23 protein-coding genes are annotated in these 24,840 nt (G+C 69.3%); 19 read left to right on the top strand and 4 right to left on the bottom strand.

The genetic code is table 11. The features are described 5' to 3' along the window. Positions 1-39 precede the first annotated feature (39 nt). On the bottom strand, positions 40-1,266 hold the full coding sequence (locus OVA02_RS09665) for a cobalamin-independent methionine synthase II family protein (protein WP_267658074.1): 1,227 nt from the start codon (positions 1,264-1,266) through the stop codon (positions 40-42). Positions 1,267-1,487: 221 nt separating this feature from the next. On the opposite strand from OVA02_RS09665, the gene OVA02_RS09660 reads away from it, so the two are divergent. From OVA02_RS09660 to OVA02_RS09590, 15 genes are all read left to right on the top strand, one after another. Beyond that, a complete protein-coding gene (locus OVA02_RS09660; RefSeq protein ID WP_056047456.1) occupies positions 1,488-2,795 on the top strand; it encodes an aminotransferase class V-fold PLP-dependent enzyme in 1,308 nt (435 codons plus the stop codon). Further along, positions 2,792-3,241, top strand: a complete 450-nt coding sequence (sufU, locus tag OVA02_RS09655; RefSeq protein WP_056045401.1) for a Fe-S cluster assembly sulfur transfer protein SufU — start codon at positions 2,792-2,794, stop codon at positions 3,239-3,241. Before OVA02_RS09660 ends, sufU begins: the two co-directional genes overlap by 4 nt. Before the next feature lie 194 nt (positions 3,242-3,435). After that, positions 3,436-5,373 carry a threonine--tRNA ligase gene (thrS, locus tag OVA02_RS09650; RefSeq protein WP_199859613.1) on the top strand — a complete coding sequence of 646 codons (1,938 nt, stop codon included), beginning with the start codon at positions 3,436-3,438 and terminating at the stop codon, positions 5,371-5,373. A 2-nt stretch (positions 5,374-5,375) separates the two neighbouring features. After that, positions 5,376-5,960 (top strand): HIT family protein, encoded by a 585-nt coding sequence (locus tag OVA02_RS09645; RefSeq protein ID WP_369794371.1) that lies wholly within the window; start codon positions 5,376-5,378, stop codon positions 5,958-5,960. 23 nt (positions 5,961-5,983) lie between these two features. After that, positions 5,984-6,898 (top strand): pyridoxal 5'-phosphate synthase lyase subunit PdxS, encoded by a 915-nt coding sequence (pdxS, locus tag OVA02_RS09640; protein WP_056045394.1) that lies wholly within the window; start codon positions 5,984-5,986, stop codon positions 6,896-6,898. Between the two features lie 22 nt (positions 6,899-6,920). Next, positions 6,921-7,526, top strand: coding sequence for a pyridoxal 5'-phosphate synthase glutaminase subunit PdxT (gene pdxT / locus OVA02_RS09635; RefSeq protein WP_056045389.1), 606 nt, complete (start codon positions 6,921-6,923; stop codon positions 7,524-7,526). 38 nt (positions 7,527-7,564) lie between these two features. Beyond that, positions 7,565-8,326 carry a YebC/PmpR family DNA-binding transcriptional regulator gene (locus tag OVA02_RS09630; protein WP_056045387.1) on the top strand — a complete coding sequence of 254 codons (762 nt, stop codon included), beginning with the start codon at positions 7,565-7,567 and terminating at the stop codon, positions 8,324-8,326. A 9-nt stretch (positions 8,327-8,335) separates the two neighbouring features. Further along, positions 8,336-8,911 (top strand): crossover junction endodeoxyribonuclease RuvC, encoded by a 576-nt coding sequence (gene ruvC / locus OVA02_RS09625; protein ID WP_043592720.1) that lies wholly within the window; start codon positions 8,336-8,338, stop codon positions 8,909-8,911. Next, entirely contained in the window at positions 8,908-9,522 is a 615-nt protein-coding gene (gene ruvA, locus OVA02_RS09620) for a Holliday junction branch migration protein RuvA (protein WP_056045385.1), read from the top strand. The genes ruvC and ruvA overlap by 4 nt, the downstream gene beginning before the upstream one ends. Beyond that, positions 9,519-10,544, top strand: coding sequence for a Holliday junction branch migration DNA helicase RuvB (gene ruvB, locus OVA02_RS09615; RefSeq protein WP_056045381.1), 1,026 nt, complete (start codon positions 9,519-9,521; stop codon positions 10,542-10,544). The genes ruvA and ruvB overlap by 4 nt, the downstream gene beginning before the upstream one ends. A gap of 79 nt (positions 10,545-10,623) precedes the next feature. Beyond that, the gene (locus OVA02_RS09610; RefSeq protein WP_056045376.1) at positions 10,624-11,037 is read left to right on the top strand and encodes a preprotein translocase subunit YajC; all 414 of its coding nucleotides are present in this window, start codon (positions 10,624-10,626) and stop codon (positions 11,035-11,037) included. Positions 11,038-11,133: 96 nt separating this feature from the next. Continuing rightward, a complete protein-coding gene (gene secD, locus OVA02_RS09605; RefSeq protein WP_056045374.1) occupies positions 11,134-12,897 on the top strand; it encodes a protein translocase subunit SecD in 1,764 nt (587 codons plus the stop codon). Beyond that, the gene (gene secF, locus OVA02_RS09600; protein WP_267658068.1) at positions 12,897-13,907 is read left to right on the top strand and encodes a protein translocase subunit SecF; all 1,011 of its coding nucleotides are present in this window, start codon (positions 12,897-12,899) and stop codon (positions 13,905-13,907) included. Before secD ends, secF begins: the two co-directional genes overlap by 1 nt. Next, positions 13,904-14,254: a rhodanese-like domain-containing protein gene (locus OVA02_RS09595; RefSeq protein ID WP_056045369.1), complete on the top strand. Its 351-nt coding sequence runs from the start codon at positions 13,904-13,906 to the stop codon at positions 14,252-14,254. Before secF ends, OVA02_RS09595 begins: the two co-directional genes overlap by 4 nt. 237 nt (positions 14,255-14,491) lie before the next feature. After that, positions 14,492-16,636 carry a RelA/SpoT family protein gene (locus tag OVA02_RS09590; RefSeq protein WP_235452715.1) on the top strand — a complete coding sequence of 715 codons (2,145 nt, stop codon included), beginning with the start codon at positions 14,492-14,494 and terminating at the stop codon, positions 16,634-16,636. Here the strand turns inward: OVA02_RS09590 and OVA02_RS09585 are convergent. The 3 genes from OVA02_RS09585 to OVA02_RS09575 all read right to left on the bottom strand — a co-directional run bounded on the left by OVA02_RS09585 (position 16,615) and on the right by OVA02_RS09575 (position 19,469). Further along, complete coding sequence (locus OVA02_RS09585) at positions 16,615-17,256, bottom strand: hypothetical protein (RefSeq protein WP_056045366.1); 642 nt, start codon at positions 17,254-17,256, stop codon at positions 16,615-16,617. The two genes, OVA02_RS09590 and OVA02_RS09585, sit on opposite strands and share 22 nt — an antisense overlap. A 102-nt stretch (positions 17,257-17,358) precedes the next feature. Then, positions 17,359-18,588 carry a DUF349 domain-containing protein gene (locus tag OVA02_RS09580; protein WP_056045363.1) on the bottom strand — a complete coding sequence of 410 codons (1,230 nt, stop codon included), beginning with the start codon at positions 18,586-18,588 and terminating at the stop codon, positions 17,359-17,361. Positions 18,589-18,677: 89 nt separating this feature from the next. Continuing rightward, a complete protein-coding gene (locus OVA02_RS09575) occupies positions 18,678-19,469 on the bottom strand; it encodes a peptidylprolyl isomerase (protein ID WP_082460230.1) in 792 nt (263 codons plus the stop codon). Positions 19,470-19,534: 65 nt separating this feature from the next. Here OVA02_RS09575 and OVA02_RS09570 point away from each other — a divergent pair, with 65 nt between their 5' ends. The 4 genes from OVA02_RS09570 (at position 19,535) to alaS (ending at position 24,838) form a co-directional block, all read left to right on the top strand. After that, positions 19,535-20,944: a replication-associated recombination protein A gene (locus OVA02_RS09570; RefSeq protein ID WP_082460229.1), complete on the top strand. Its 1,410-nt coding sequence runs from the start codon at positions 19,535-19,537 to the stop codon at positions 20,942-20,944. A gap of 220 nt (positions 20,945-21,164) precedes the next feature. After that, on the top strand, positions 21,165-21,794 hold the full coding sequence (rpsD, locus tag OVA02_RS09565; protein ID WP_043592736.1) for a 30S ribosomal protein S4: 630 nt from the start codon (positions 21,165-21,167) through the stop codon (positions 21,792-21,794). Between the two features lie 123 nt (positions 21,795-21,917). Beyond that, the gene (locus OVA02_RS09560; RefSeq protein WP_056045353.1) at positions 21,918-22,109 is read left to right on the top strand and encodes a hypothetical protein; all 192 of its coding nucleotides are present in this window, start codon (positions 21,918-21,920) and stop codon (positions 22,107-22,109) included. Positions 22,110-22,165: 56 nt separating this feature from the next. Further along, positions 22,166-24,838 carry an alanine--tRNA ligase gene (gene alaS / locus OVA02_RS09555; RefSeq protein WP_056045351.1) on the top strand — a complete coding sequence of 891 codons (2,673 nt, stop codon included), beginning with the start codon at positions 22,166-22,168 and terminating at the stop codon, positions 24,836-24,838. Positions 24,839-24,840 lie beyond the last annotated feature (2 nt).

Raw genomic sequence — 24,840 nt, 5'->3', positions numbered from 1 at the left:
CGGGGACCAGGAGGCGCGGGTCGACTCCGCCGCGGACGCTCAGCCGAACAGGCGGTGCGAGGCGATGCGCGCGCCCTCGCCGAGCGAGGCCAGCTTGGCCACCGCGATCTGCGGGTGGATGCGACCGCCCAGGCCGCAGTCGGTCGAGGCGACGACGTTCTCGGGGCCGACCAGCGAGGCGAACCGTTCGATGCGGTCGGCCACGAGTTCGGGGTGTTCGACCACGTTCGTGGCGTGGCTGACGACACCCGGCACGATCGTCTTGCCGGTCGGCAGCTCGACGTCGCGCCAGAGCTTCCACTCGTGCTCGTGACGGACGTTGGCCGCCTCGAACGAGTACGAGCCGGCGTCGATCTCGAGCATGAGGTCGACGATGTGACGGAACTCGACGTCGGTCGTGTGGGGACCGTGCCACGAGCCCCAACAGAGGTGGAAGCGCACCTGCTCCGGCGGCAGGCCGCGGAGGGCGTGGTTGAGCGCCTCGACGCGGATTCGGGTGAACGCCCGGTAGTCCTCGACGCTCGGCTCCGGGTTGATCTGGTCCCAGTTCTCGGCGATCGAGGGGTCGTCGATCTGCACGGTCAGGCCGGCCTCGACGATCGCCGTGTACTCCTCCCGCAGCACCTCGGCCCAGGCCCAGATGTGCTCTTCGTCGGTGGCGTAGAAGTCGTTCGCGATGCGGGCTCCGCTTCCCGGTGACAGCGAGGTGATGAAGCCCGAGCGCGAACCGCTCGCCTCGAGGCCGGCCTTCAGGTTGGCGATGTCCGAGGCGATGGCGGCGTGTCCGACGTAGGCCAGCGGGCCCGTCGTGCTCGGGAACGGCGTCGCGCCCGAGCCCGTGCCGATGCCCGAGGTCGGGTCGGTGTAGGCGTCGTGGAACGTCTGCCAGTCGCGACGGTCGGGGAACGACGTCAGCCGCACGTCGCCGGGGGAGGACCGCACGGCCGGCTGGCTGAAGATGTCCGACCCCGTCAACGAGAGACCGCTCACGCGCTGGAACGAGTACGACCACCAGGCGCCGTAGTCGACGGCGCTCGTCATCGCCTTGCCGTACTCGCCGTCGCCGACGATGGTGATGCCGAGATCGTTCTGGCGCCGGACGAGATCGACGACGGCGTCGGTCAGCAGGGCGTCGAACTCGGGCGTGCGCTCGAGGGTGAAGCCGTCCACGCCGAGCGCGCGCGCGTCGTTCGCCGCGATCAGCTCGGGCGTGCGCGGCAGGCTTCCCGCGTGGGTGGTCTCGATGCGGCCGGGGGTGGTCGTCATGGTGTGCTCCGTTCGTCGCCACCACTCTGGCCCCGACCCCCGACGTATGCGACGTCCGCGACACGGGGCGTCACAGCCACGGGGTCGGGAACACCGCGCGGCCGTCAGCCGTTGCGTCCCGTGTCGGCCGGAGCCGGGCCCCTCGGGGGGCCTCGGTACGATCGACGGGAAGGGACACCGTGACCACCACCTCCTCCGCACCATCCACCCACCGTCCGGGGCTGTCCGACGACGACGCCCGCCGTCTGCGCGCCGACTTCCCGCTCCTCGGGCAGGACGTCAACGGCGAGCCGCTCGCCTACCTCGACTCGGGGGCGACCGCCCAACGGCCGGCATCCGTGCTCGACGCCGAGCGGCGCTTCCTCGAGACGACGAACTCGGCCGTGCACCGGGGCGCCCACACGCTCGCCGCCCTGTCGACCGAGGCCTACGAAGAGGCGCGCGAGACGGTCGCCCGCTTCGTCGGTGCCGACGTCGACGAGATCGTCTGGACCTCCAACGCCACCGACGCCCTCAACCTCTTCGCGTACGGCGTCGCGAACGCGACGCACGGGCGGGGTGGTGAGGCCGCGCGACGCTTCGCCCTCGCGCCCGGCGACGAGATCGTCGTCACCGAGGCCGAACACCACGCGAACCTCGTCCCGTGGCAAGAACTCGCCGCGACGACCGGTGCCAGCCTGCGATTCGTGCCGGTCCGCGACGACGGCACCTGGACCACCGCCGACGCGGCCGCCGTGATCGGACCCCGCACGCGCCTCCTCGCCTTCGCCCACGTCTCGAACGTCACCGGCCTCGTCGCGCCCGTCGCCGAGCTGGTGGCGCTGGCGCACGACGTCGGCGCCCTCGTCGTCCTCGACGCCTGCCAGTCGGTCCCGCACCGCCCCGTCGACCTCCACGACCTCGACGTCGACTTCGCCGCCTTCTCGGGCCACAAGATGCTGGGGCCCACGGGCATCGGCGTCCTCTACGGCCGGGCGGAACTGCTGAACGCCCTGCCGCCGTTCCGGACCGGCGGCTCGATGATCACGACGGTGACGATGGAGGGCTCCGAGTACCTCCCCGCTCCGCAGCGCTTCGAGGCCGGCACGCAGCCCGTGTCCCAGGCCGTCGCCCTGGCCGAGGCCGTGCGCTACCTCGACGCCGTCGGCATGGACCGGGTGCGCGCCCACGAGGAGGCCCTCGCCGACCTGCTCGTCCGCGGCCTCGAGGCCGTCGACGGCGTCACGGTCGTGGGCCCGCCCGCCGGCGTGCCGCGATCGGGACTCGCCAGCTTCGTCGTCGACGGGGTGCACGCCCACGACGTGGGCCAGTTCCTCGACGCGCTCGGCATCGCCGTGCGGGTCGGCCACCACTGCGCCCAGCCACTGCACCGGCGTCTCGGGGTGACGGCCACGACGCGGGCCAGCACCTACCTGTACTCGTCGAGCGACGAGGTCGACCGGCTGGTCGCCGGGGTCGCCGAGGTCCGCGGCTACTTCGGCGTCGTCGGCCCGGAGCCCGTCGACGAGAAGGCCGAGGAGGCGCGGTGAGCGCCGCCCTCGACGGCCTGTACCAGCAGGTCATCCTCGACCACGCCAAGGCGCGCCACGGCGACGGCGAGCTGCCCGGGGCCGACGCGCAGCACCACGAACGCAACCCGACCTGCGGTGACGAGATCACCGTCCGCGTCGCCCTCGAGCCCGGGACCGACCGCATCGCCGACCTCCGCTGGCAGGGCGCCGGCTGCAGCATCTCGATGGCCTCCGCCTCGGTGCTGGCGCAGCTGGCTCCGGGTCGCACGCTGACCGAGCTCGACGCACTCGTCGGGGAGTTCCGCGAGATGATGCGGTCCCGGGGCGCCGGGGAGCCCGACGACGAGGTCCTCGGCGACGCGGTCGTGTTCCACGGGGTCTCGAAGTTCGTCATGAGGGTGAAGTGCGGCGTGCTCGCGTGGGTCGCGGCGGAGGCCTGTTCGACCGAACTGCGCGCCGTCTGAGCCGACCCGGGCCTCGTCGCCCGTCGAGGCCCTGGTCGACCGGTCGGCGGTCGGTCGGCGACTAAAGTGGTCCCCGCCCCTCGACGATAGGAACCACCGCCGTGTCCGACCAGACCGACATCGACCCGACCGCCTCCTCAGCCGCGACCGGCCTCTCGGCCGTCGAGGCCACCGCGACGACGACCGGCTCCGAGCTGTTCACCGACAAGTCGGTCGTGGCCGTCCGCGTGTCCGGCGAGCTCCGCGACCTCGCGACCGAACTGCACGCGGGCGACGTGGCCGAGCCGGTCACGATCGACTCGCCCGACGGCCTGGCCATCCTCCGGCACTCGGCTGCGCACGTGATGGCCCAGGCGGTGCAGCAGATCAACCCCGAGGCCAGGCTCGGCATCGGACCGCCCGTCACCGACGGCTTCTACTACGACTTCGACGTCGCGGAGCCCTTCACCCCCGACGACCTCAAGGCCATCGAGAAGGGCATGGAGCGCATCATCCGTCAGGGCCAGCGCTTCCGTCGTCGCGTCGTGACCGACGACGAGGCCCGCGAGCTGCTCGCCCACGAACCGTTCAAGCTCGAGCTCATCGGGCTCAAGGGCGGGTCGGCCGACGAGCTCGGCGCCGACGGCGAGTCGGTCGAGGTGGGCGGGGCCGAGCTCACGGTCTACGACAACCTCGACCCGAAGACCGGCGAGGTCGTCTGGTTCGACCTCTGCCGCGGTCCCCACGTGCCCAGCACGCGCCTCCTCGGCAACGCCACGAAGCTGATGCGCGTGGCGGCCGCCTACTGGCGCGGGTCCGAGAAGAACCCCCAGCTGCAGCGCATCTACGGCACGGCGTGGCCCACCAAGGACGACCTGCGCGCCTACCAGGCCCGACTCGAGGAGGCCGCCAAGCGCGACCACCGCAAGCTCGGCGCCGAGCTGGACCTCTTCTCGTTCCCCGACGAGATCGGCTCGGGTCTCGCGATCTTCCACCCGAAGGGCGGCATCATCCGTCGCCAGATGGAGGACTACTCGCGCGAACGCCACGAGAAGGCCGGGTACGAGTTCGTCTACACGCCGCACATCACCAAGGCGGCCCTGTTCGAGACCTCGGGCCACCTGGGCTGGTACAAGGACGGCATGTTCCCGGCGATGCACCTCGACGAGGCACGCAACGACGAGGGCGAGATCACCCGTCAGGGTGCGGACTACTACCTCAAGCCGATGAACTGTCCGATGCACATCCTGGCGTACCGTTCGTCGGCCAAGTCCTACCGTGACCTGCCACAGCGCCTGTTCGAGTTCGGCACCGTGTACCGCAACGAGAAGTCCGGCGTCATCCACGGGCTCACCCGCGTGCGCGGCATGACCCAGGACGACGCGCACATCTTCACCACCCGTGACGACATGGCGGCCGAGCTCAAGGGCACGCTCGACTTCGTCCTCAGCCTGCTGCGCGACTACGGCCTCGACGACTTCTACCTCGAGCTGTCCACCAAGGACCCCGAGAAGTACGTGGGCGACGACGCCACCTGGGACGAGGCGACGGCGACGCTGAGGCAGGTCGCAGAAGAGACCGGCCTCGAACTCGTTCCCGACCCGGCCGGCGCGGCGTTCTACGGGCCGAAGATCTCGGTCCAGGCACGTGACGCGATCGGACGCACCTGGCAGATGTCGACGGTGCAGCTCGACTTCAACCTGCCCGAGCGCTTCGACCTCGAGTACACGGCGGCCGACGGCTCGCGTCAGCGTCCGGTCATGATCCACCGGGCGTTGTTCGGTTCGATCGAGCGCTTCTTCGGCGTGCTCACCGAGCACTACGCCGGGGCCTTCCCGGTCTGGCTGGCGCCCGTCCAGGTCGTGGCGATCCCCGTCGCCGACGAATACGGCGACTACCTCGACGGCGTCGTGGCGCGTCTGCGCGAGGTCGGCGTCCGGGCGCAGGTCGACCACAGCGACGACCGCATGCCGAAGAAGATCCGCACGCACACCAAGGCCAAGGTGCCGTTCCAGTTGATCGCCGGCGAGGACGACCGCGCGGCCGGGGCCGTCAGCTTCCGCTACCGGGACGGCTCGCAGGAGAACGGCGTGCCGCTCGACGAGGCGATCGCCAAGATCGTCGCCGCCATCGAGACCAAGGCCCAGGTCTGAGCGTGGTCGCCGACGGGTCTGCGGCCGAGTCCTCCGCCGACTTCGCCGCGGTCCCGGACGCGTTCCAGCGACTCTGGACGCCGCACCGCGCCGTCTACGTCGAGGCGGGCCAGGGCGCCCACGACGACTCCTGCCCGTTCTGCAGCGCCCCCTCGAGGTCGGACGACGACGCGCTCATCGTGGCCCGGGGCGAACACGCCTACGTGTTGCTCAACCTCTACCCCTACAACCCGGGGCACCTGCTGGTCTGCCCGTACCGGCACGTCTCCACCTACGACCTCGCCACCTCCGACGAGGTGGCCGAGATCGCGTCCCTGACCCAGACCGCCATGCGGGTCCTCACACAGGTGTCCCACGCGCAGGGCTTCAACATCGGCATGAACCAGGGGCAGGTCGGCGGAGCCGGCATCGCGGCCCACCTGCACCAACACGTGGTGCCGCGCTACGGCGGCGACTCGAACTTCTTCCCGATCATCGCTCAGACGAAGGCCGTCACGCAGCTGCTCGGCGACGTCCGCGTCGCCGTCTCCGAGGCCTGGCCGAGGGACGGCGACGGCACGACGCCGACGGCGGCGTCGGCGGTCTGATCGGGCCTAAGATAGGGGCCATCATGAGCGACACGACCTCTGCCTCCCACCAGTCCTCCACCACCGGTTCGAGCCGCGTCAAGCGCGGTCTCGCCGAGATGCTCAAGGGCGGCGTCATCATGGACGTCGTCAACGTCGAGCAGGCGAAGATCGCCGAAGACGCCGGGGCCGTGGCCGTCATGGCCCTCGAGCGCGTTCCCGCCGACATCCGGTCCCAGGGCGGTGTCGCCCGCATGAGCGACCCCGACATGATCGACGAGATCGTGGCGGCGGTCTCGATCCCCGTCATGGCGAAGGCCCGCATCGGCCACTTCGTCGAGGCCCAGATCCTCCAGACCCTCGGCGTGGACTACATCGACGAGTCCGAGGTGCTGAGCCCGGCCGACTACGTCAACCACATCGACAAGTGGAACTTCACCGTCCCCTTCGTCTGCGGGGCCACCAACCTGGGCGAGGCGCTGCGTCGCATCACCGAGGGCGCGGCCATGATCCGCTCCAAGGGCGAGGCCGGCACCGGTGACGTGTCCGAGGCCACCAAGCACATCCGCACGATCTCGAAAGAGATCGCCCAGCTCCGTGGGCTCAAGTCCGACGAGCTCTACGTCGCCGCGAAAGAACTGCAGGCTCCCTTCGAGCTCGTGAAAGAGATCGCCGAGACCGGCAAGCTCCCCGTCGTCCTCTTCACCGCGGGCGGCGTCGCGACACCCGCCGACGCGGCTCTCATGATGCAGCTCGGTGCCGACGGCGTCTTCGTCGGTTCGGGCATCTTCAAGTCGGGCAACCCCGCCGAGCGTGCCAAGGCGATCGTCAAGGCCACCACCTTCTTCGACGACCCCCAGGTCGTGGCCGACGCGTCGCGCGGTCTCGGCGAGGCGATGGTCGGCATCAACGTGCCCGACCTCCCCGCACCGCACCGCCTCGCCGAGCGCGGCTGGTGACCTCGGGGGTCGATCGTCGGTGATGCCCGAACGAACGCCCCGGGTCGGCGTCCTGGCCCTGCAAGGCGATTTTCGTGAACACCTGGCCGTCCTGACCTCGTTGGGGGCCGAGGCCGTCGCCGTACGCCGAGCCACCGAGCTCGACGAGATCGATGGTCTGGTGATCCCGGGTGGCGAGTCCAGCGTCATGGACAAGCTGTCCCGGACGTTCGACCTGGACGGGCCGCTCCGACGGGCGATCGGGTCGGGGTTGCCCGTCTACGGCACCTGCGCCGGCCTCATCATGCTCGCGGACCGCATCGTCGACGGCATCCCCGGCCAGCAGAGCATCGGGGGCCTCGACGTCTCGGTCCGGCGCAACGCGTTCGGCTCCCAGACCGACTCGTTCGAGACCGATGTCCACGTCCCCGTGCTCGACGGTCCACCCGTGCACGCGGTCTTCATCCGCGCCCCGGTGGTCGACGCGGTCGGGCCGGCCGCGACGGCGATCGGCGTCCTCGAGGACGGCCGGGTCGTCGCCGTAGAGCAAGGTCTCCTGATGGGCACCTCGTTCCACCCGGAGGTCACCGACGACCTGCGGTTCCACTCGCGGTTCCTCGACAAGGCCCGCGCGCGGGCGTCGCGGTAGACTCGTCGCGATCCACGTCAGCAGTCTGAAGGAGCACCGTGTCCGGGCATTCCAAGTGGGCAACGACCAAGCACAAGAAGGCCGTCATCGACAGTCGACGTGCCAAGTCGTTCGCCAAGCTCATCAAGAACATCGAGGTCGCGGCCAAGCAGGGCGGGGCCGACATGTCCGGCAACCCCACGCTGGTCGACGCCGTCCAGAAGGCCAAGAAGACCTCGGTCCCCAACGACAACATCGACCGGGCCGTCAAGCGCGGTGCCGGTCTCAGCGGCGAGAGCGTCGACTACCAGACGATCATGTACGAGGGGTACGGCCCCAACGGCGTCGCGTTGTTGATCGAGTGCCTCACCGACAACAAGAACCGCGCGGCCGCCAACGTCCGTACGGTGATGTCGCGCAACGGCGGCACCATGGCCGACCCCGGCAGCGTGGCCTACAACTTCAGCCGCAAGGGCGTCATCGCCGTCATGAAGACGGACGACCTCACCGAAGACGACGTCCTCGCCGCCGTCCTCGACGCCGGAGCCGAAGAGGTCACCGATCGTGGTGAAGGCTTCGAGATCGTCACCGAGGCCTCCGACCTGGTCCCGGCCCGTTCGGCCCTCCAGGACGCCGGCATCGACTACGACTCGGCCGACATCGAGTTCGTGCCCGGGCTCAAGATCGAGGTCGACCTCGAGACGGCACGCAAGGTCTTCCGACTCATCGACGCCCTCGACGACGACGACGACGTGCAGAACGTCTACGCGAACCACGACGTCCCCGCCGACGTGCAGGCCGCGCTCGACGACGAAGAATAGGCCGCCGCGGTGACGCTCCGGGTGCTCGGCATCGACCCCGGGCTCACCCGATGCGGGGTCGGGGTGGTCGAGGTCGACGCCCAGCGGCGTGCGACCCTGGTCGACGTGCAGGTCATCCGCACCGCCCCCGACCTCGCCCTCGAGTTGCGTCTCCTCGCCCTGGGTCGCGGTCTCGAGGCGCTCATCGACGAGCACCGGCCGGACGCCATGGCGATCGAGCGGGTCTTCGCCCAACAGAACGTCCGCAGCGTCATGGGGGTGGCACAGGTCAGCGGCCTCGCCCTGCGTGCCGCAGCCGAACGCGAGATCCCCGTCACGCTGCACACGCCGTCCGAGGTGAAGGCTGCCGTGACCGGGTACGGGTCGGCCGACAAGAAGCAGGTCGGCACGATGGTCGCCCGGTTGCTCGGGCTGGCCGAGGCGCCCCGGCCGGCGGACGCCGCCGACGCCCTGGCCCTGGCCATCTGCCATGCCTGGCGGGGTGCGCCCGTCGCTGCCCGCGCCTCCTCGGGTTCCCTCACGCCGGCCCAGCGAGCGTGGCGCGACGCCGAGAAGTCGGTGCGCACTCCTAGGCTGGGGGCATGATCTCGAGTGTCCGCGGTACCGTCCTGTCCGCGTCCGGCACATCGGTCGTGGTCGAGGTCGGCGGGGTGGGCCTCCGTGTCTCGGTCACCCCACAGCTCGCACTGACGGTCCGCGTCGGCGAGCAGGCGCTCGTCCACACGGCGTTGATCGTCCGAGAAGACGACCTCTCGCTCTTCGGCTTCGCCGACCGCGAAGAACTCGAGGTCTTCGACCTGCTCCGCAGCGTCACCGGCGTCGGTCCGAAGTCGGCCCAGGGCGTCATGTCGACGCTCACGCCCCATCAGGTCGCCACCGCCGTCGCCGACGACGACGACGCCGCGTTCCGACGCGTCTCGGGCATCGGGCCGAAGACGGCCAAGCTCATCGTCCTCTCGCTGACCGGCAAGCTCGACGTGGCACCGACCGCGCCGACCGTCACGGCGGCGTCGACGACGGCTGCCGACGTGCTCGTCGCGTTGGTCGGGCTCGGGTGGTCCGACCGTGAGGCGCAGGCCGCCATCGACGCCGTCGTGGCGGACCGTGGCGACGCCGTCGCGGTGGCCGTGCCGCAGTTGCTGCGTGCCGCACTCGGTCACCTCGGTCCGCAGAAGTCCACCGGGGCCCGAGCGTGAGCGACGACGACCTGACCCGTCCCACGCTCGAGTCCGAGGCCGAGCTGGCCTTCGAAGGGGCGCTGCGGCCCACCTCGCTCGGCGAGTTCGTCGGGCAGTCCAAGGTGCGGGGCCAGCTCGAGCTGCTGCTCAAGGCCGCGACGATGCAGGGCCGCACCCCCGACCACATCCTGCTCGCCGGACCGCCCGGGCTCGGCAAGACGACCCTGGCCATGATCGTGGCCCACGAAGGGGCTCGGCCGTTGCGGATGTCGTCGGGTCCCGCGATCCAGCACGCGGGCGACCTGGCCGCGGTCCTCTCTGCGCTCGTGCCGGGGGAGGTGCTCTTCATCGACGAGATCCATCGCATGGCGCGGCCGGCCGAAGAGATGCTGTACCTCGCAATGGAGGACTACCGGATCGACATCATGGTGGGCAAGGGGGCAGGAGCGACCAGCATCCCCCTCGAGTTGTCGCCCTTCACCCTCGTCGGTGCGACCACCCGCAGCGGGCTGCTGCCCAACCCCCTGCGCGACCGGTTCGGCTTCACGGCGCACCTCGAGTTCTACGACGAGGCCGAGCTGACCGAGGTCCTCCGCCGGGCGGCGTCCCTCCTCGGCATCGTCATCGACGGTGCCGCCCTGGCCGAGATCGCCGGACGGTGCCGGGGCACGCCTCGCATCGCGAACCGCCTGCTCCGACGCGTCCGCGACTACGCGCTCGTCCACGGGCGGGATGCCGACCTGACGACCGTGCGCGAAGCGCTCGATCTCTACGACGTCGATTCGCTGGGGCTCGACCGGCTCGACCGTGAGGTCGTCCGCACGGTGCTGACCCGGTTCGGCGGCGGACCCGTCGGCCTCAACACCCTTGCGGTCTCGGTGGGAGAAGAGGCCGACACGATCGAGTCGGTCGTCGAGCCGTTCCTCGTCCGGGTGGGCCTGCTCACCCGGACGCCGCGGGGACGCATCGCCACTCCCGAGGCCTGGCGGCACTTCGGTCTGGCGCACGCCTCAGGGGCGCTCTTCGGCGATGACCTATAATTCCTGCAGGTCCGAGGCCTTCGCTCGCTGAAGCGAGTCCCGCTCGGCCCACACCCCCAACAGCGAAAGGGAGTTCCGCATGGATCCCGCAACCCTCATCATGGTCCTCCTCCTGGTGGTCCTCGTCGTCTTCATGTTCCGCAACAAGAAGAAGCGCGACCGTCAGCAGGCAGAACTGCAGAACAAGCTCGTCCCCGGCGTCGAGGTCATGCTCTCGTTCGGCGTCTACGGCACCGTCGTCTCCATCGACGACGAGAACAACGTCGCCGAGGTCGAGGTCTCGCCCGGCACCGTCCTCAAGGTCCACCGTCAGACCCTGGGTCGCGTCGTCGAACCGGTCATCGACGAGCCCGTCGCCGACGACGCCGACTCGCTGGCCGACGGCTCCACCAAGCACGACCGCGTCATCGACGACGCTCCCGAGTTCGGTGAACGCGCCACGTCCGCACCGGTCGACTCGACGGTCGCCAAGGACTCCGACACCAAGGCCTGACCCGACGACCGCCTCGGCCGCCTTGCGCGGCCGGGTCCGATCCACGGCGCGCGCTCCACGTGAGCGCGCGCTCCCATGAGAAAGCAGAGTTCCTCCGTGGCACGCTCGACGCCGGTGAAGAAAGCAATACGATCCCTGACCTGGTTGTTGGTCATCATCGCCGGCCTCACGGCCCTGAACGGCACGGCCACGTTCCTGAACGACTCCGGTCGTGACGGGTGGTGGAACGGAGCGAGTTGGGTGCCCGAACTGGCCCTCGACCTGCAGGGCGGCACGCAGATCACCCTTGCGGCCCAGCTCCAGAGCGGCGAGACGGTGTCGTCGGAGCAGCTGGACCAGGCGGTCACGATCATCCGGCAGCGCATCGACTCGGCCGGCGTCTCGGAATCCGAGATCACCAAGCAGGGCACGCAGAACATCGTCGTGTCCATCCCCGGACGACCCGACAACGCGACCCTCGAACGCATCGAGGCGTCGGCCAAGCTGACCTTCCGCCCCGTGCTCTACACCGAGGCGGTCTCGAACGCCGCGGTCGGCGGAGAAGGCGACGGCGCCACGGCCAGCCCGAGCGCCACGCCCTACACCCCCAACCCCGAGCTCGAGAGCACGCCGACCGCGTCCCCGACGAACGCGTCCGACCTGGCGTGGATCACCCCCCAGCTCGCCGACCTCTACCAGAACTACGACTGCGCGGCCGAGAACGACCTGGCCACGGCCCGTGACGACGAGCCACTGGTCACCTGCTCCACCGACGGCACGGCCAAGTACATCCTCGGCCCGGTCGAGGTGCAGGGTTCCGACATCAGCGACGCCACGAACGGTCTCGCCGCCGACTCGCAGGGCAACTCGACGAACACCTGGGCCGTGAACCTCGAGTTCAACGGCCAGGGCACCGACCGGTTCTCCCAGGTCACCTCGCGCCTCGTCTCGTTGCAGGCGCCGCAGAACCAGTTCGCCGTGACCCTCGACAACCAGGTCATCACGGCGCCGTCCGCGAACGCCGCCATCACCGACGGCCGGGCCCAGATCACGGGCCAGTTCACGCAGGACTCCTCGAAGACCCTCGCCGACCAGCTGAAGTTCGGTGCCCTCCCGCTCAGCTTCTCGGTCCAGAGCAACGAGACGATCACCGCGACCCTCGGACAGACCCAGCTGATCAGCGGCCTGATCGCCGGCCTCATCGGCCTGATCCTGGTGGTCATCTACTCGCTGATCCAGTACCGGGCCCTCGCCTTCGTGACCGTCCTGTCGCTGGTCATCGCCGCCGTGCTCACCTACCTCGTGATCGCCATCCTGTCCTGGCGAGAGGGCTACCGCCTCTCGCTGGCGGGGGTGACCGGTCTGATCGTGGCCATCGGCATCACGGCCGACTCATTCATCGTCTACTTCGAACGCATCCGGGACGAACTCCGCGACGGTCGCATCCTCGAGAGCGCCGTCGAATCGGGCTGGAAGCGCGCCATCCGCACGATCATCGCGTCCGACACGGTGAACTTCCTGGCGGCCATCACGCTCTTCATCCTCGCGGTCGGCAACGTCAAGGGCTTCGCGCTCACCTTGGGCATCACCACGGTGATCGACCTGATCGTGGTCTCGCTGTTCACCCACCCCATGCTCCAGCTCATCGCCCGGACGCGGTTCTTCGGCGAAGGCCACTCGTTCAGCGGGCTCAACCCACGCGCCCTCGGCGCCGTCTACCGGGGGCGGGCGCAGTTCCGAACCCCGGCCGTCGTCGGCCGCAAGCAAGCGGGCGGTCGCGAGGCCGTCAAGCGTCAGACCATCGCCGAGCGCAAAGCCGCCGAGAAGAACACCGAGCGCGTCGACTCGTCGACCGCCGGTGAAGGGAAGAAGGACTCCTGATGGCCAGTTTCTCGAAATTCGGCAACGACCTCTACACGGGTGCCCGGTCGTACGACATCATCGGCCACCGCCGCCGCTGGTACTGGATCGCCGCCCTGGTCATCCTCATCTCGGTCACCGTCCCGTTCCTCCGCGGCGGCTTCCACTTCGGCATCGAGTTCACGGGCGGGTCGGAGTTCCAGGTCGCCCAGCCGGCCGAACTCGACCAGGACGTCGCCACGACGACCGTCGACGAGGTCGTACCCGGTTCGAACCCGCGGGTCACCCAGGTCGGCACCGACACGATCCGCGTGCAGACCTCGCAGCTGGAAGCCGCTCAGACGAACGACGTGGCGGCGGCGTTGGCCACCGCGTACGACGTCCCCGACGATCGAGTGACCTCGTCCTTCATCGGTGCCTCATGGGGTGCCGACATCACGAGCCAGGCCATCAAGGGTCTCGTGATCTTCCTGATCCTCGCCGCGATCGGCATGACGCTGTACTTCCGAACCTGGAAGATGTCGTTGGCCGCCATGGCAGCCCTGCTGCACGACCTCGTGCTGACCGCGGGCATCTACGGCATCGTCGGCTTCGAGGTCACCCCGGCGGCGGTCATCGGCTTCCTGACGATCCTCGGCTACTCGCTCTACGACACCGTGGTGGTGTTCGACAAGATCCGCGAGAACACCGCCGACGACGGCGAGGGCTCACGACGCACGTTCGGACAGTCCGTGAACCTGGCCGTCAACCAGACGTTGGTCCGGTCGATCAACACGTCGGTCGTGGCGCTCCTCCCCGTCGCGGCGATCCTCTTCATCGGGGCATTCGTCCTGGGAGCGGGCACCCTCCGCGACATCTCCCTGGCGCTCTTCATCGGCATCCTGGTCGGGACCTACTCGACGATCTTCATCGCCTCACCGCTCTACGCCACGCTCCGCCTCCGTGAGCCGGACATCGCGAAACGCGATGCCGGCAAGCTCGAGGCACAGAAGACCGAGCCCCTCACCGTCGACGAGACGGTGGGCGCATGATCGGCGACCACCGTCGACCCGAGATCGGGGCCGACGCCGCCATCGGCGCCCTGTCCGACGGCACCTACGTGCTCGACGTCCGAGAACCGCACGAATGGGATGAAGGTCATGCGCCCGGCGCGACGTCCATCCCACTGTCCGAGCTGAACGAACGGGTCGGGGAGGTCCCCACCGACCGCCCCGTCCTCGTCGTCTGCCACTCCGGCATGCGGTCGGCTCGCGCGACGGACGCCCTGCGAGGCGTCGGCGTGGACGCCCGCAACGTCGTCGGTGGGATGCTCGCCTGGCGGGACGCGGGGGGCACGGTCGTGGCAGACGACGGCCACCCCGGGGCGTCGGTCGACTGACGGCCGACGGGTACCCTTGACCCCACGGAGTCCACGTCCGACCACGACGGCCGGCGGTGGCGCTCCGACCCGAGAGAACGAGGTGCAGCCGTGACCGAGATCACCACACGGAACAACTCCGCACCGCCCGAGACGCCCGGCGGTCAGAACACGGCCTCGTTGCGGACGCTCCTGCCTCGACTCTTCTCGCGCAGCCAGCCGGCAGGCGCCGTCGACCGGTTGATCAAGACCGTGCGCATGCACCATCCCAAGGCCGACATCGTCATCATCGAGCGGGCCTACTCGGTGGCCGAGAAGGCGCACACGGGTCAACTGCGCAAGAGCGGCGAACCGTACATCACCCATCCCGTCGCGGTGGCGCAGATCCTCGCCGATCTGGGCATCGGCGCCAAGACCGTCGCGGCTGCACTGCTGCACGACACCGTCGAGGACACCGACTACACACTGGCCATGCTCCAGCGCGACTTCGGGGACGAGATCGCGATGCTCGTCGACGGGGTCACCAAGCTCGACAAGCTCAAGTACGGCGACAGCGCTCAGGCCGAGACCGTCCGGAAGATGGTCGTGGCCATGTCGAAAGACATCCGGGTCCTCGTCATCAAGCTCGCCGACCGGCTGCACAACGCTCGCACCTGGGGTTTCGTCGAGTCGGCGTCAGCGACCCGCAAGGCCACCGAGACCCTCGAGATCTACGCCCCCCTGGCGCACCGGCTCGGCATCCAGACCATCAAATGGGAGCTCGAGGACCTCTCGTTCGCGGTGCTCCACCCCAAGCTCTACGTCGAGATCGACAACCTGGTCAAACAGCGCACGCCGCAACGCGAGCAGTTCGTGCAGAACGTCATCAACGCCGTCAAGTCCGACCTCAAGTCAACGAAGATCCGCGGCGACGTCATGGGTCGGCCCAAGCAGTACTACTCGATCTACCAGAAGATGATCGTCCGGGGTCGGGAGTTCGACGAGATCTACGACCTCGTCGGCATCCGCATCCTCGTCAACTCGCTTCGCGACTGCTACGCCGTGTTGGGCTCGATCCACGCCCGCTGGAACCCGATCCCCGGCCGCTTCAAGGACTACATCGCCACGCCGAAGTTCAACCTGTACCAGTCGCTGCACACGACCGTCATCGGTCCCAAGGGACGTCCCGTCGAGATCCAGATCCGCACGCACGAGATGCACCAGCGGGCCGAGTTCGGCGTGGCCGCCCACTGGAAGTACAAGCAGCGCATGAACGGCGGGCGCGACGACCAGGGCGGAGCGAAGACCGAGACGGACATGGCCTGGCTCGCCCACATCTCGGACTGGCAGGCCGAGACGGCGGACCCCAGTGAGTTCCTGGACAGCCTCCGTTTCGAGATCGGCGCGAAGGAGGTCTACGTCTTCACGCCTCAGGGCAAGGTCATCGGCCTGCCGTCGGGAGCGACCCCGGTCGACTTCGCCTACGCCGTGCACACCGAGGTCGGACACCGCACGATGGGCGCCAAGGTCAACGGTCGCCTCGTGCCCCTCGAGAGCGTCCTGTCGAGTGGCGACGTCGTCGAGGTCTTCACCTCGAAGAATCCTGACTCGGGGCCGAGCCAGGACTGGCTCGCCTTCGTCAAGAGCCCCCGCGCCCGGAACAAGATCAGGCAGTGGTTCACGAAAGAACGCCGCGACGAGGCCATGGAGCAGGGCAAGGACGCCATCGCCCGTGCCATGCGGAAGCAGAACCTGCCGCTCCAGAAGCTGATGACCCAGGACAGCATCGCCGAAGTCGCCGCCACCATGCGGTACGACGACGTGTCGAGTCTCTACGCGGCCGTCGGCGAGGGCCACATCTCGACCCAGTCCGTCATCGAGAAGATCCTCGCCGCGGTCCACACGCAGACCGAGGTCGACGAAGGCGAGTTCGAGTTCCCCAGCCAAGGTCGAGCACGGCCGTTGCGCAACAGCGACTCGGGCGTGCTGGTCCGAGGGGCCCCGGACATCCTGGTGAAACTCGCCAAGTGCTGCACGCCCGTGCCGGGCGACCAGATCGTCGGATTCGTGACCCGCGGCCAGGGCGTCAGCGTCCACCAGGCGAACTGCCACAACGTCCAAGGTCTGTTGAAAGAGCCCGAGCGGATGATCGAGGTCGAGTGGGCTCCGTCGTCCAAGAGCGTGTTCATGGTGCAGATCCAGATCGAGGCCCTCGATCGCAGCGGATTGCTGTCGGACGTCACCCGGGTCCTGAGCGAGCACCACGTCAACATCCTGTCGGCGAGCGTCTCGACCTCTGACGAACGCCTGGCCCTCAGCCGCTTCGTGTTCGAGATGGGTGACACCACCCACCTCGATCGCGTCCTGAACGCGGTCCGACGCATCGACGCCGTGTACGACGTCTACCGGGTCAGCGCCGGCTGAGACGCTGCCTCCTCCGACGGACCGGGTGGGCCTGCGTCTCGTCGCACCTCGTCGTCGACGAGGGCCGCGTCGGCGCCGGCTGAACAGACTCGACCGAGCCGCTCCACGGTTCGCGTTCGATGGGGGAGCCGTCCACGTCGATCGAGGACGGCGATCGCGTCGGCGTACGTCACGCCCTGCTGAGACACGACGTCCCGCGCGGCCGTCTCGTCCTGAGACGCCCAGCCCTCACAGCGAGCGAGGTCGACGACGGTCCGGGCCGGTGTGGTGACGGCCACACCCTGGACGGTGACGATCTCGCCCTCGTCGATGACGACCTGTCGGACGATCGAACCCCGACCACGATGCTTCACCCTGGCCGGCGACACCACCAGCCCGGAGTGGGGGAGTGGTGCCGGGCCTCGGGCACCCCAGACCCAGGCGGCACTCCGTTCGGCCGCGACGACTCCGGCGCCGAGGGCGATCCCGATCGCGATCGCCCGGCCCCCGGCATCGTCGATCTCGGCCACGCTGCGCCACGAGCCACCGACTGCGTAGACCTGCCCGTCCAGTGCAGCCGCACGCAGTTCGGGCTCGGGCAGGTCGTCGTCGGTCAGGACCAGGGGGAGACGAGCAGGCATGCGCCCAGCCTGGCCGACCCTGCCGACGACGACGAACCGCCCGACCCTCCCTGTGGAGAATCGGACGGTTCGCGACGTCGGTGGGCGGTCGGCCCCGGACGGTCAGCCCAGGGCGTCGAGCCAGACCTTCCGGGCGTCCAGAGCTTCACGAGCCTCGCGGACACGACGAGCGTCGCCGCTGGCCTCGGCCGTCGCGAGTTCGTCTTCGAGCTTGCTGATGGCGTCGTGCAGTTGGCTCGCGAGCCCCTGGGACCGTGCCTGGCGTTCGGGGTTGTTCTTCTCCCAGAACTGCTCGTCGAGCTGACGCACGTGGGACTCGACCTTGCGGAGGCGATCCTCGACCACCCGGACCTGCTCGCGAGGAACGCGACCGATCTCGTCCCATCGCAGCTGGATCGAGGTGAGGGCCTCGCGCGCCGGGACCCGGTCCGTGACCGTCAGGATCTTCTCGGCCTCGGTGAGCAGCTCGAGTTTCTGTTCGAGGTTGCCCTCGTACTCGGCGGTGTCCTGCGCGACGACCTCGGACTTGGCTGCGTAGAGGACGTCGCCTGCACGCTTGAACTTCGCCCAGAGGGCGTCGTCGTACTTCTTCCCGGCACGGCCGGCGCGCTTCCAGTCGTCGAGCAGCCCCCGGTAGGCCGAGATGCCGTCGACACCCTTCGGCGCCAGGGCCTCGGCCGCTTCGACGAGGGCTTGCTTGCGCTGACGAGCGTCACGGTGGGTCGCGTCGAGTTCGGCGTAGAAGGCCTTGCGGTGCTGGTCGATGGTGGTGCGCGCAGCACGGAATCGTTTCCAGAGGTCGTTGCCCTCGCCCTTCGGGATGCGAGGACCGTCCTGTTGATGCTTCTGCCACCGGGCGAAGATGTCGTCGAGGGTGGCCGTGACCTGCTTCCACTGGACGCGGGCGGGGTCCTGGGCCGCCAGGGCCTCGGCCTCCGTGACGAGAGCGGTGCGGTAGGCGACCGCTTCGGTGAGGGCCTTCTGTGCCTCGGCGCTCTGCTGTTGCGTCAGCTCGTCGACCGTGGAGTCGAGTGCCGACACCCGAAGGCGCAGGGCCTCGAGATCCCCGACCGCGCTCGGTTCGACGAGCTGCTCGCGCAGGTGGGTGACCGTCTTGACGACGTCGCCCGCCGATGCGCCGCGCTTGATGCGCTGCTCGAGCAACGTCACCTGCCCGGCGAGTTCGATGAACTTGCGTTCGTAGTACGCGAGAGCCTCGGCGGGCGTCGCGTCGGGGTACTGCCCCACGGCGCGTTCGCCGTCGCCCTCGCGGACGTAGACCGTGCCGTCGTCGGCGACGCGGCCCCAGGGTGCCTGATCGTCAGTAGCCACTTTTATCCCTTGCTGAACGTGCTCGTCGCGGGACCAGGACAGGCCACCACGATGGGTGCTCAGCCTATTGCACAGCGGACCGCGGCGGACTACTCGATGGTCGCGCCCGTGATCGTCGTCGGCACGACGGGAGCGCCGTCGGTCTCGCTCGTACCGGGAGTCAGGCCCGCGTCCGTGATCTGCGCCTCGAGCTGGTCGAGTCCGCTCGTGACGCGTCCGACCACGGTGTAACCACCCGTCGAGCCGTCGAGGGTGGTGTCGCCGTAGGTGATGAAGAACTGCGTCGACTGCGAGTACGGGTCGGTGCTCCGAGCCATGGCGATCGTCCCCGTCGGGTACACGCCGTCCGACGGGACGTTCTCGAGTGGGCCGAAGGTGAAACCGGCGTCGCCCGTCCCGTCGCCGTTGGCGGACCCGCACTGGATGAACTTCGCCGTCGCGGCGTCGCTCATGCGGTGGCAGGTCGTCCCCGTGTAGAAGCCCTTCTGGATGAGGTCGATGACGACGCTCGACGCCTGCGGGGCCTTCGCCCCGTCCAGTTCGATCCCGAGCTCGACGCCGTCATTGAGCGTGAGGCCGCCCGTCCAGGAGCGGCCGTCGGCGATCGCCTCGCTGGGCACGTCCCCGACGTTCTCGCCGGCGGCGGGCGTCGAGGAGGCGCTGGGCGCGTCAGACGGAGCCGCCGCGGGGGCACCGGGACCGCTGGTCGACCAGAACACCTGGGACACGGCCGCGACTCCGACCACGACCACGACGGCGGTCACGGCGAGGACGTTGTCCCGACGGCGTCGGGCGACCTGCGTCGCGTGCACCTGCTGACGAGCGGTGTACCTGCGGAGCCGGTCCCGGCTCTCACGGTCCGGGTTCTTGCTCGGTGCCACGGGTCCTCCAGCTCGGTGATGTCCAGCCTGCACTGTATCGGAGGGCCGGTCTAGCATGGGTCACCATGAGCCCGCTCCCGCAGAGCTCGACCCCTCTCGCGGTCCGCATGCGTCCCACCACCCTCGACGAGGTCGCCGGTCAACGGCACCTCTTGCGGCCCGGCTCGCCTCTGGTCACCCTGGCGTCCGGCACGGGTGCCGACCAGGGGGCCGTCTCCGTCATCCTCTGGGGTCCGCCGGGTACGGGGAAGACCACCCTCGCCCAGGCCATCGCCCGCAGCTCCGGCCGACAGTTCATCGAGCTGTCAGCCGTGACCGCGGGAGTCAAGGACGTCCGACAGGTGATGGAGAAGGCCCTGTCGAACCGTGACCTCTACGGCACGACGACCGTGCTCTTCCTCGACGAGATCCATCGCTTCACCAAGGCGCAGCAGGACGCCCTGCTGCCCGGCGTCGAGAACGGCTGGGTCATCCTCATCGCCGCCACCACCGAGAACCCGTCCTTCTCGGTCATCACGCCCCTGCTGTCCCGTTCGCTCCTGCTGACGCTCGAACAGCTCAGCGACGACGACCTGGCCCAGTTGGTCCAGCGGGCGGTCGGCGACCCCCGCGGTCTCGACGGATCCGTGCGCCTCGACGACGAAGCCCTGGCCACCATCGTCCGACTGGCCTCCGGTGACGCCCGACGTGCGCTCACGGCCCTCGAGGCGTCCGCCCAGTCGGCGTGGGCCACGAAGCTCGAGGCCGACGCGGTGCCGGCGGCCTCGGCCGACGACGCGTCCGACGCCGACTTCGATCCCGACGCCGAGTACGACGAGAACGATCCCGACGACGACCGTCCGACGATCACGTCCGAGATCGTCGCCCAGTCGGTCGACCGGGCGTTGCTGCGGTACGACCGCAACGGCGACGAGCACTACGACGTCATCAGCGCCTTCATCAAGTCCATCCGGGGGTCCGACGTCGACGCGTCGCTCCATTACCTCGCCCGCATGATCGAGGCGGGTGAGGACCCCCGCTTCATCTGCCGTCGGATCATCGTGTCGGCGGGTGAGGACATCGGCATGGCCGATCCGAACGCACTCACCGTCGCGGTCTCGGCCGCGACCGCCGTGCAGATGATCGGCATGCCCGAGGGACGCATCCCGATGGCCGAGGCCGTCGTCTACCTGGCGACCGCACCCAAGTCGAACCGGTCCTACTCCGCCCTCGACGCCGCGATCGCGGACGTCCGGGCCGGCAAGGCGGGCCGCGTGCCCAAGCACCTGCGCGACGCCCATTACCCCGGGGCACGGCGCCTCGGGCACGGGAAGGGCTACCGCTACGCCCACGACTCCGAGTTCGGGGTGGTCGAGCAGCAGTACCTCCCCGACGAACTCGTCGGCCACGAGTACTACGATCCCACCGCCAACGGCAACGAACGCGACGTGGCGGCCCGTCTCGAGAAGCTGCGCCGGATCACCCGCGGGCACTGACGGCACGACCGACCGGCTGCTCGCATCGGCGCCCGAGCTCCTGTATGCTCGGGGGGTTGCCTGTTCTCGGGCGTCGACGCGCGGCTGCTGACGACGACCCGATCAAGGTGCGACGACCTGTAGCCGGTCGCCACCGCGGCACTCACCCCTCTTGTTACGCCGCCCGGCGCTCGCGCGCTGGGGCGGTCCCTGACGAACCACCGACAAGAAAAAGGAACAAGTGTCCACCAAGTCACGTACCCGCAGCAAGACCCGTCTCTCGCGTGCCCTCGGCATCGCCCTGACCCCGAAGGCTGCTCGTTACCTCGAGAAGCGCCCCTACGCTCCCGGCGAGCACGGCCGCACCAAGCGCAAGACCGACAGCGACTACGCCGTCCGTCTGCGTGAGAAGCAGCGCCTGCGCGCCCAGTACGGCATCCGCGAGGCCCAGCTCAAGATCGTCTTCAACGAGGCCCGCAAGGCTTCGGGCCTGACCGGTGAGAACCTGGTCGAGCTCCTCGAGACCCGTCTCGACGCCCTCGTCCTCCGTGCCGGCTTCGCCCGCACGACGGCCCAGGCCCGTCAGATGGTCGTCCACCGCCACATCCTGGTGGACGGCAAGCTCGTCGACCGCCCCTCGTTCCGCGTCAAGCCGGGTCAGATGATCCACGTCAAGGAGCGCAGCGAGAAGACCGAGCCCTTCCAGGTCGCCGCGGCCGGCGGTCACGTCGACCTGCTGCCCAAGGTGCCCGGTTACCTCGAGGTCGAGATCGACAAGCTGCAGGCCCGCCTCGTGCGTCGCCCGAAGCGCGTCGAGGTCCCGGTGACCTGCGAGGTCCAGCTCGTCGTCGAGTACTACGCCGCGCGCTAGAACTCGTCACCCCGTCAGGAGCGGGCCACGGTCGTGGCCCGCTCCTTTCGCGTTCCCGGGGCCGGGTAAGCTGTCGAGTCGTCGCGCTCGCACGTCGCGGCACCAGCCCCAAGAGGAGTCCCCGTGAAGAGCCTGTTCCTGCTCGCCGTCGGTGTCGTCGGCGGCTTCGCCGTCGCCCACCAGTTCAACAAGACATCTCGGGGTCAGCAGTTCTTCGGCGACCTCGACGGCAACGTGAAGTCGTTCCGTGCCGCCGTGGTAGACGGTTACAAGGCCCGCGAAGCCGAACTGCGTTCCGACCGCGACGAGTCCTGAGCGCGCCGCCGCGCCTCCTCGTCCTGACACACGACCAACCCACCCTCGGGAGAACCATGCAGACCGCCGAAATCCGCCGCCGTTGGCTCGACTACTTCGGCGATCGGGGCCACACCGTCGTCCCGTCCGCGTCCCTGGTCAGCGACGATCCCAGCCTGCTCTTCACCGTCGCGGGCATGGTCCCGTTCATCCCGTACCTCACGGGGCTCGTCCCGACGCCGTACCCGCGTGCCACCAGCGTCCAGAAGTGCATCCGCACCAACGACATCGAAGAGGTCGGCAAGACGCCGCGGCACGGCACGTTCTTCCAGATGAACGGCAACTTCTCGTTCGGCGACTACTTCAAGGAAGAGGCGATCGGCTACGCCTGGGAGCTCCTGACCTCGAGCGAGGCCGACGGAGGACTCGCGTTCTCGCCCGACGACCTCTGGGTGACGGTGTACGAGGAGGACGACGAGGCCATCGCCCTCTGGAAGAAGGTCGCCGGTCTGCCCGACGAGCGCATCCAGCGACTCGGCAAGGACTCCAACTACTGGCACACCGGCCAGCCGGGGCCCGCAGGTCCGTGCTCGGAGATCTTCTTCGACCGTGGTCCCGCCTACGGCGCCGACGGTGGCCCGGCGACGGACGACGACCGTTACGTCGAGATCTGGAACCTCGTGTTCATGCAGTACCAGATCGAGAACGTGCGCTCGAAGGTCGACTTCGACATCGTCCGCGAGCTGCCGAACAAGAACATCGACACCGGCATGGGTCTCGAGCGCGTGGCGTTCCTCAAGCAGGGCGTCGACAACATGTACGAGATCGACCAGGTGCGCCCCGTCCTCGACAAGGCCGCCGAGCTGTCGGGACGGCGCTACGGAGCCGTCCACGACGACGACGTGCGGATGCGGGTCATCGCCGACCACGTCCGCAGCTCGCTCATGTTGATGTCCGACGGGGTCCGCCCGTCCAACGAGGGTCGGGGCTACATCCTCCGCCGCCTCCTGCGCCGCACGGTCCGGTCGATGCGCTTGCTCGGCGTCGACGGCCCCACGTTCCCCTCGCTCTTCCCCGAGTCCCGCGACGCGATGAAGGCCGCCTACCCCGAGGTCGAGACCGACTACGAGCGCATCTCGCGCCTGGCCTACGCCGAGGAGGAGACCTTCCTCCGCACCCTGGCCGCCGGGACGAACATCCTCGACATCGCCGTCGACGACACGAAGCAGCGTGCCTCGGCGGGCACGACCCCGCAGCTGCAGGGCGACACGGCGTTCCTCCTGCACGACACCTTCGGGTTCCCCATCGACCTGACGCTCGAGATCGCGGAAGAGAGCGGTCTGACGGTCGATCGCGAGGCATTCGACCGACTCATGTCCGAGCAGCGTGCCCGGGCGAAGGCCGATGCCAAGTCCCGGAAGGTGGCCCTGGCCGACCTGAGCGTCTACAGCGCGTTCCGGGCCCAGGGCGAGACGGTCTTCACCGGCTACGACGAGCTCGACACCGAGACGCGCGTGCTGGGCCTGATCGTCGACGGGGCCGACGTCGACCGGGCCGTGGCGGGTGACATCGCCGAGGTGATCCTCGCCGAGACCTCCCTGTACGCCGAGTCCGGCGGTCAGGAAGCTGACTCGGGCCGCATCGTCGGCGTGGGCTTCGACCTCGAGGTCCTCGACGTGCAGAAGCCCGTCAAGGGGCTGATCAGCCACCGCGTCCAGGTGACGTCCGGCGAGGTGGGGGTCGGCGACACGGCGACCAGCGTGGTCGACCCGGCCTACCGCCGCGGCGCGACGCAGGCGCATTCGGCGACGCACCTGATCCACGCCGCCCTCCGGGAGGTGCTCGGCCCGGAGGCGCACCAGGCGGGGTCGTATAACAAGGCCGGATACATGCGGCTCGACTTCAACTGGAACCAGGCGCTGAGCCCGCAGACACGCTCCGAGATCGAGGAGATCGCGAACAACGCCATCCGCGACGACCTGCAGGTCGTCACCCGCGAGATGCCCCTCGACGACGCCCGCGCGCTGGGCGCCATGGCGCTGTTCGGTGAGAAGTACGGCGAGACGGTCCGCATGGTCGACATCGGTGGTCCCTGGTCGCGCGAGCTCTGCGCGGGCACCCATGTCTCGACCAGCTCGCAGGTCGGCCTCATCAACCTCGTCAGCGAGAGCTCGGTGGGGTCGACCAACCGCCGCGTCGAGTCCCTCGTCGGCATGGACGCATTCCGTGACTTCGCCGCCGAGCGGGCTCTCGTGTCCCAACTGACCTCGTCGCTCAAGACTCCCCGTGATCAGCTGGCCGACCGCATCGGCGACCTGGTCACGAGCCTCCGGACGGCAGAGAAGAAGATCGCCGAGTTCGAGTCCGCCCGCCTCGCCACCCGCGTCCCGGCGCTGGCCGAGACGGCGAGTCGGATCGGCGACCTCACGGTCGTCGCCGAATCGGTCGGGTCGCTCGCTTCGACCGACGACCTGCGGTCGCTCGCCCTGTCGGTCCGCGAACGCCTGGGCGCGTCCAGCGCCTCCGTCGTCGCCCTGGCAGCCGACGTCGCGGGCAAGCCCGCCGTGATCGTGGCCACCACGGACGGCGCGCGCCAGGCCGGCGTCAAGGCCGGCCGTCTCGCCAAGGGCGCCGCCGCGGCTCTCGGTGGCGGGGGCGGCGGCAAGGACGACCTCGCCCAGGGCGGCGGATCCGACGTCTCGGCCATCCCCACCGCGCTGGCCGGCATCGTCGCCGAGCTCGGGTCCTGAGG

It is taken from the genome of Frigoribacterium sp. SL97, from assembly GCF_026625765.1.
Classification (GTDB): domain Bacteria; phylum Actinomycetota; class Actinomycetes; order Actinomycetales; family Microbacteriaceae; genus Frigoribacterium.
This window is presented reverse-complemented; position numbering and strand designations above follow the sequence as displayed.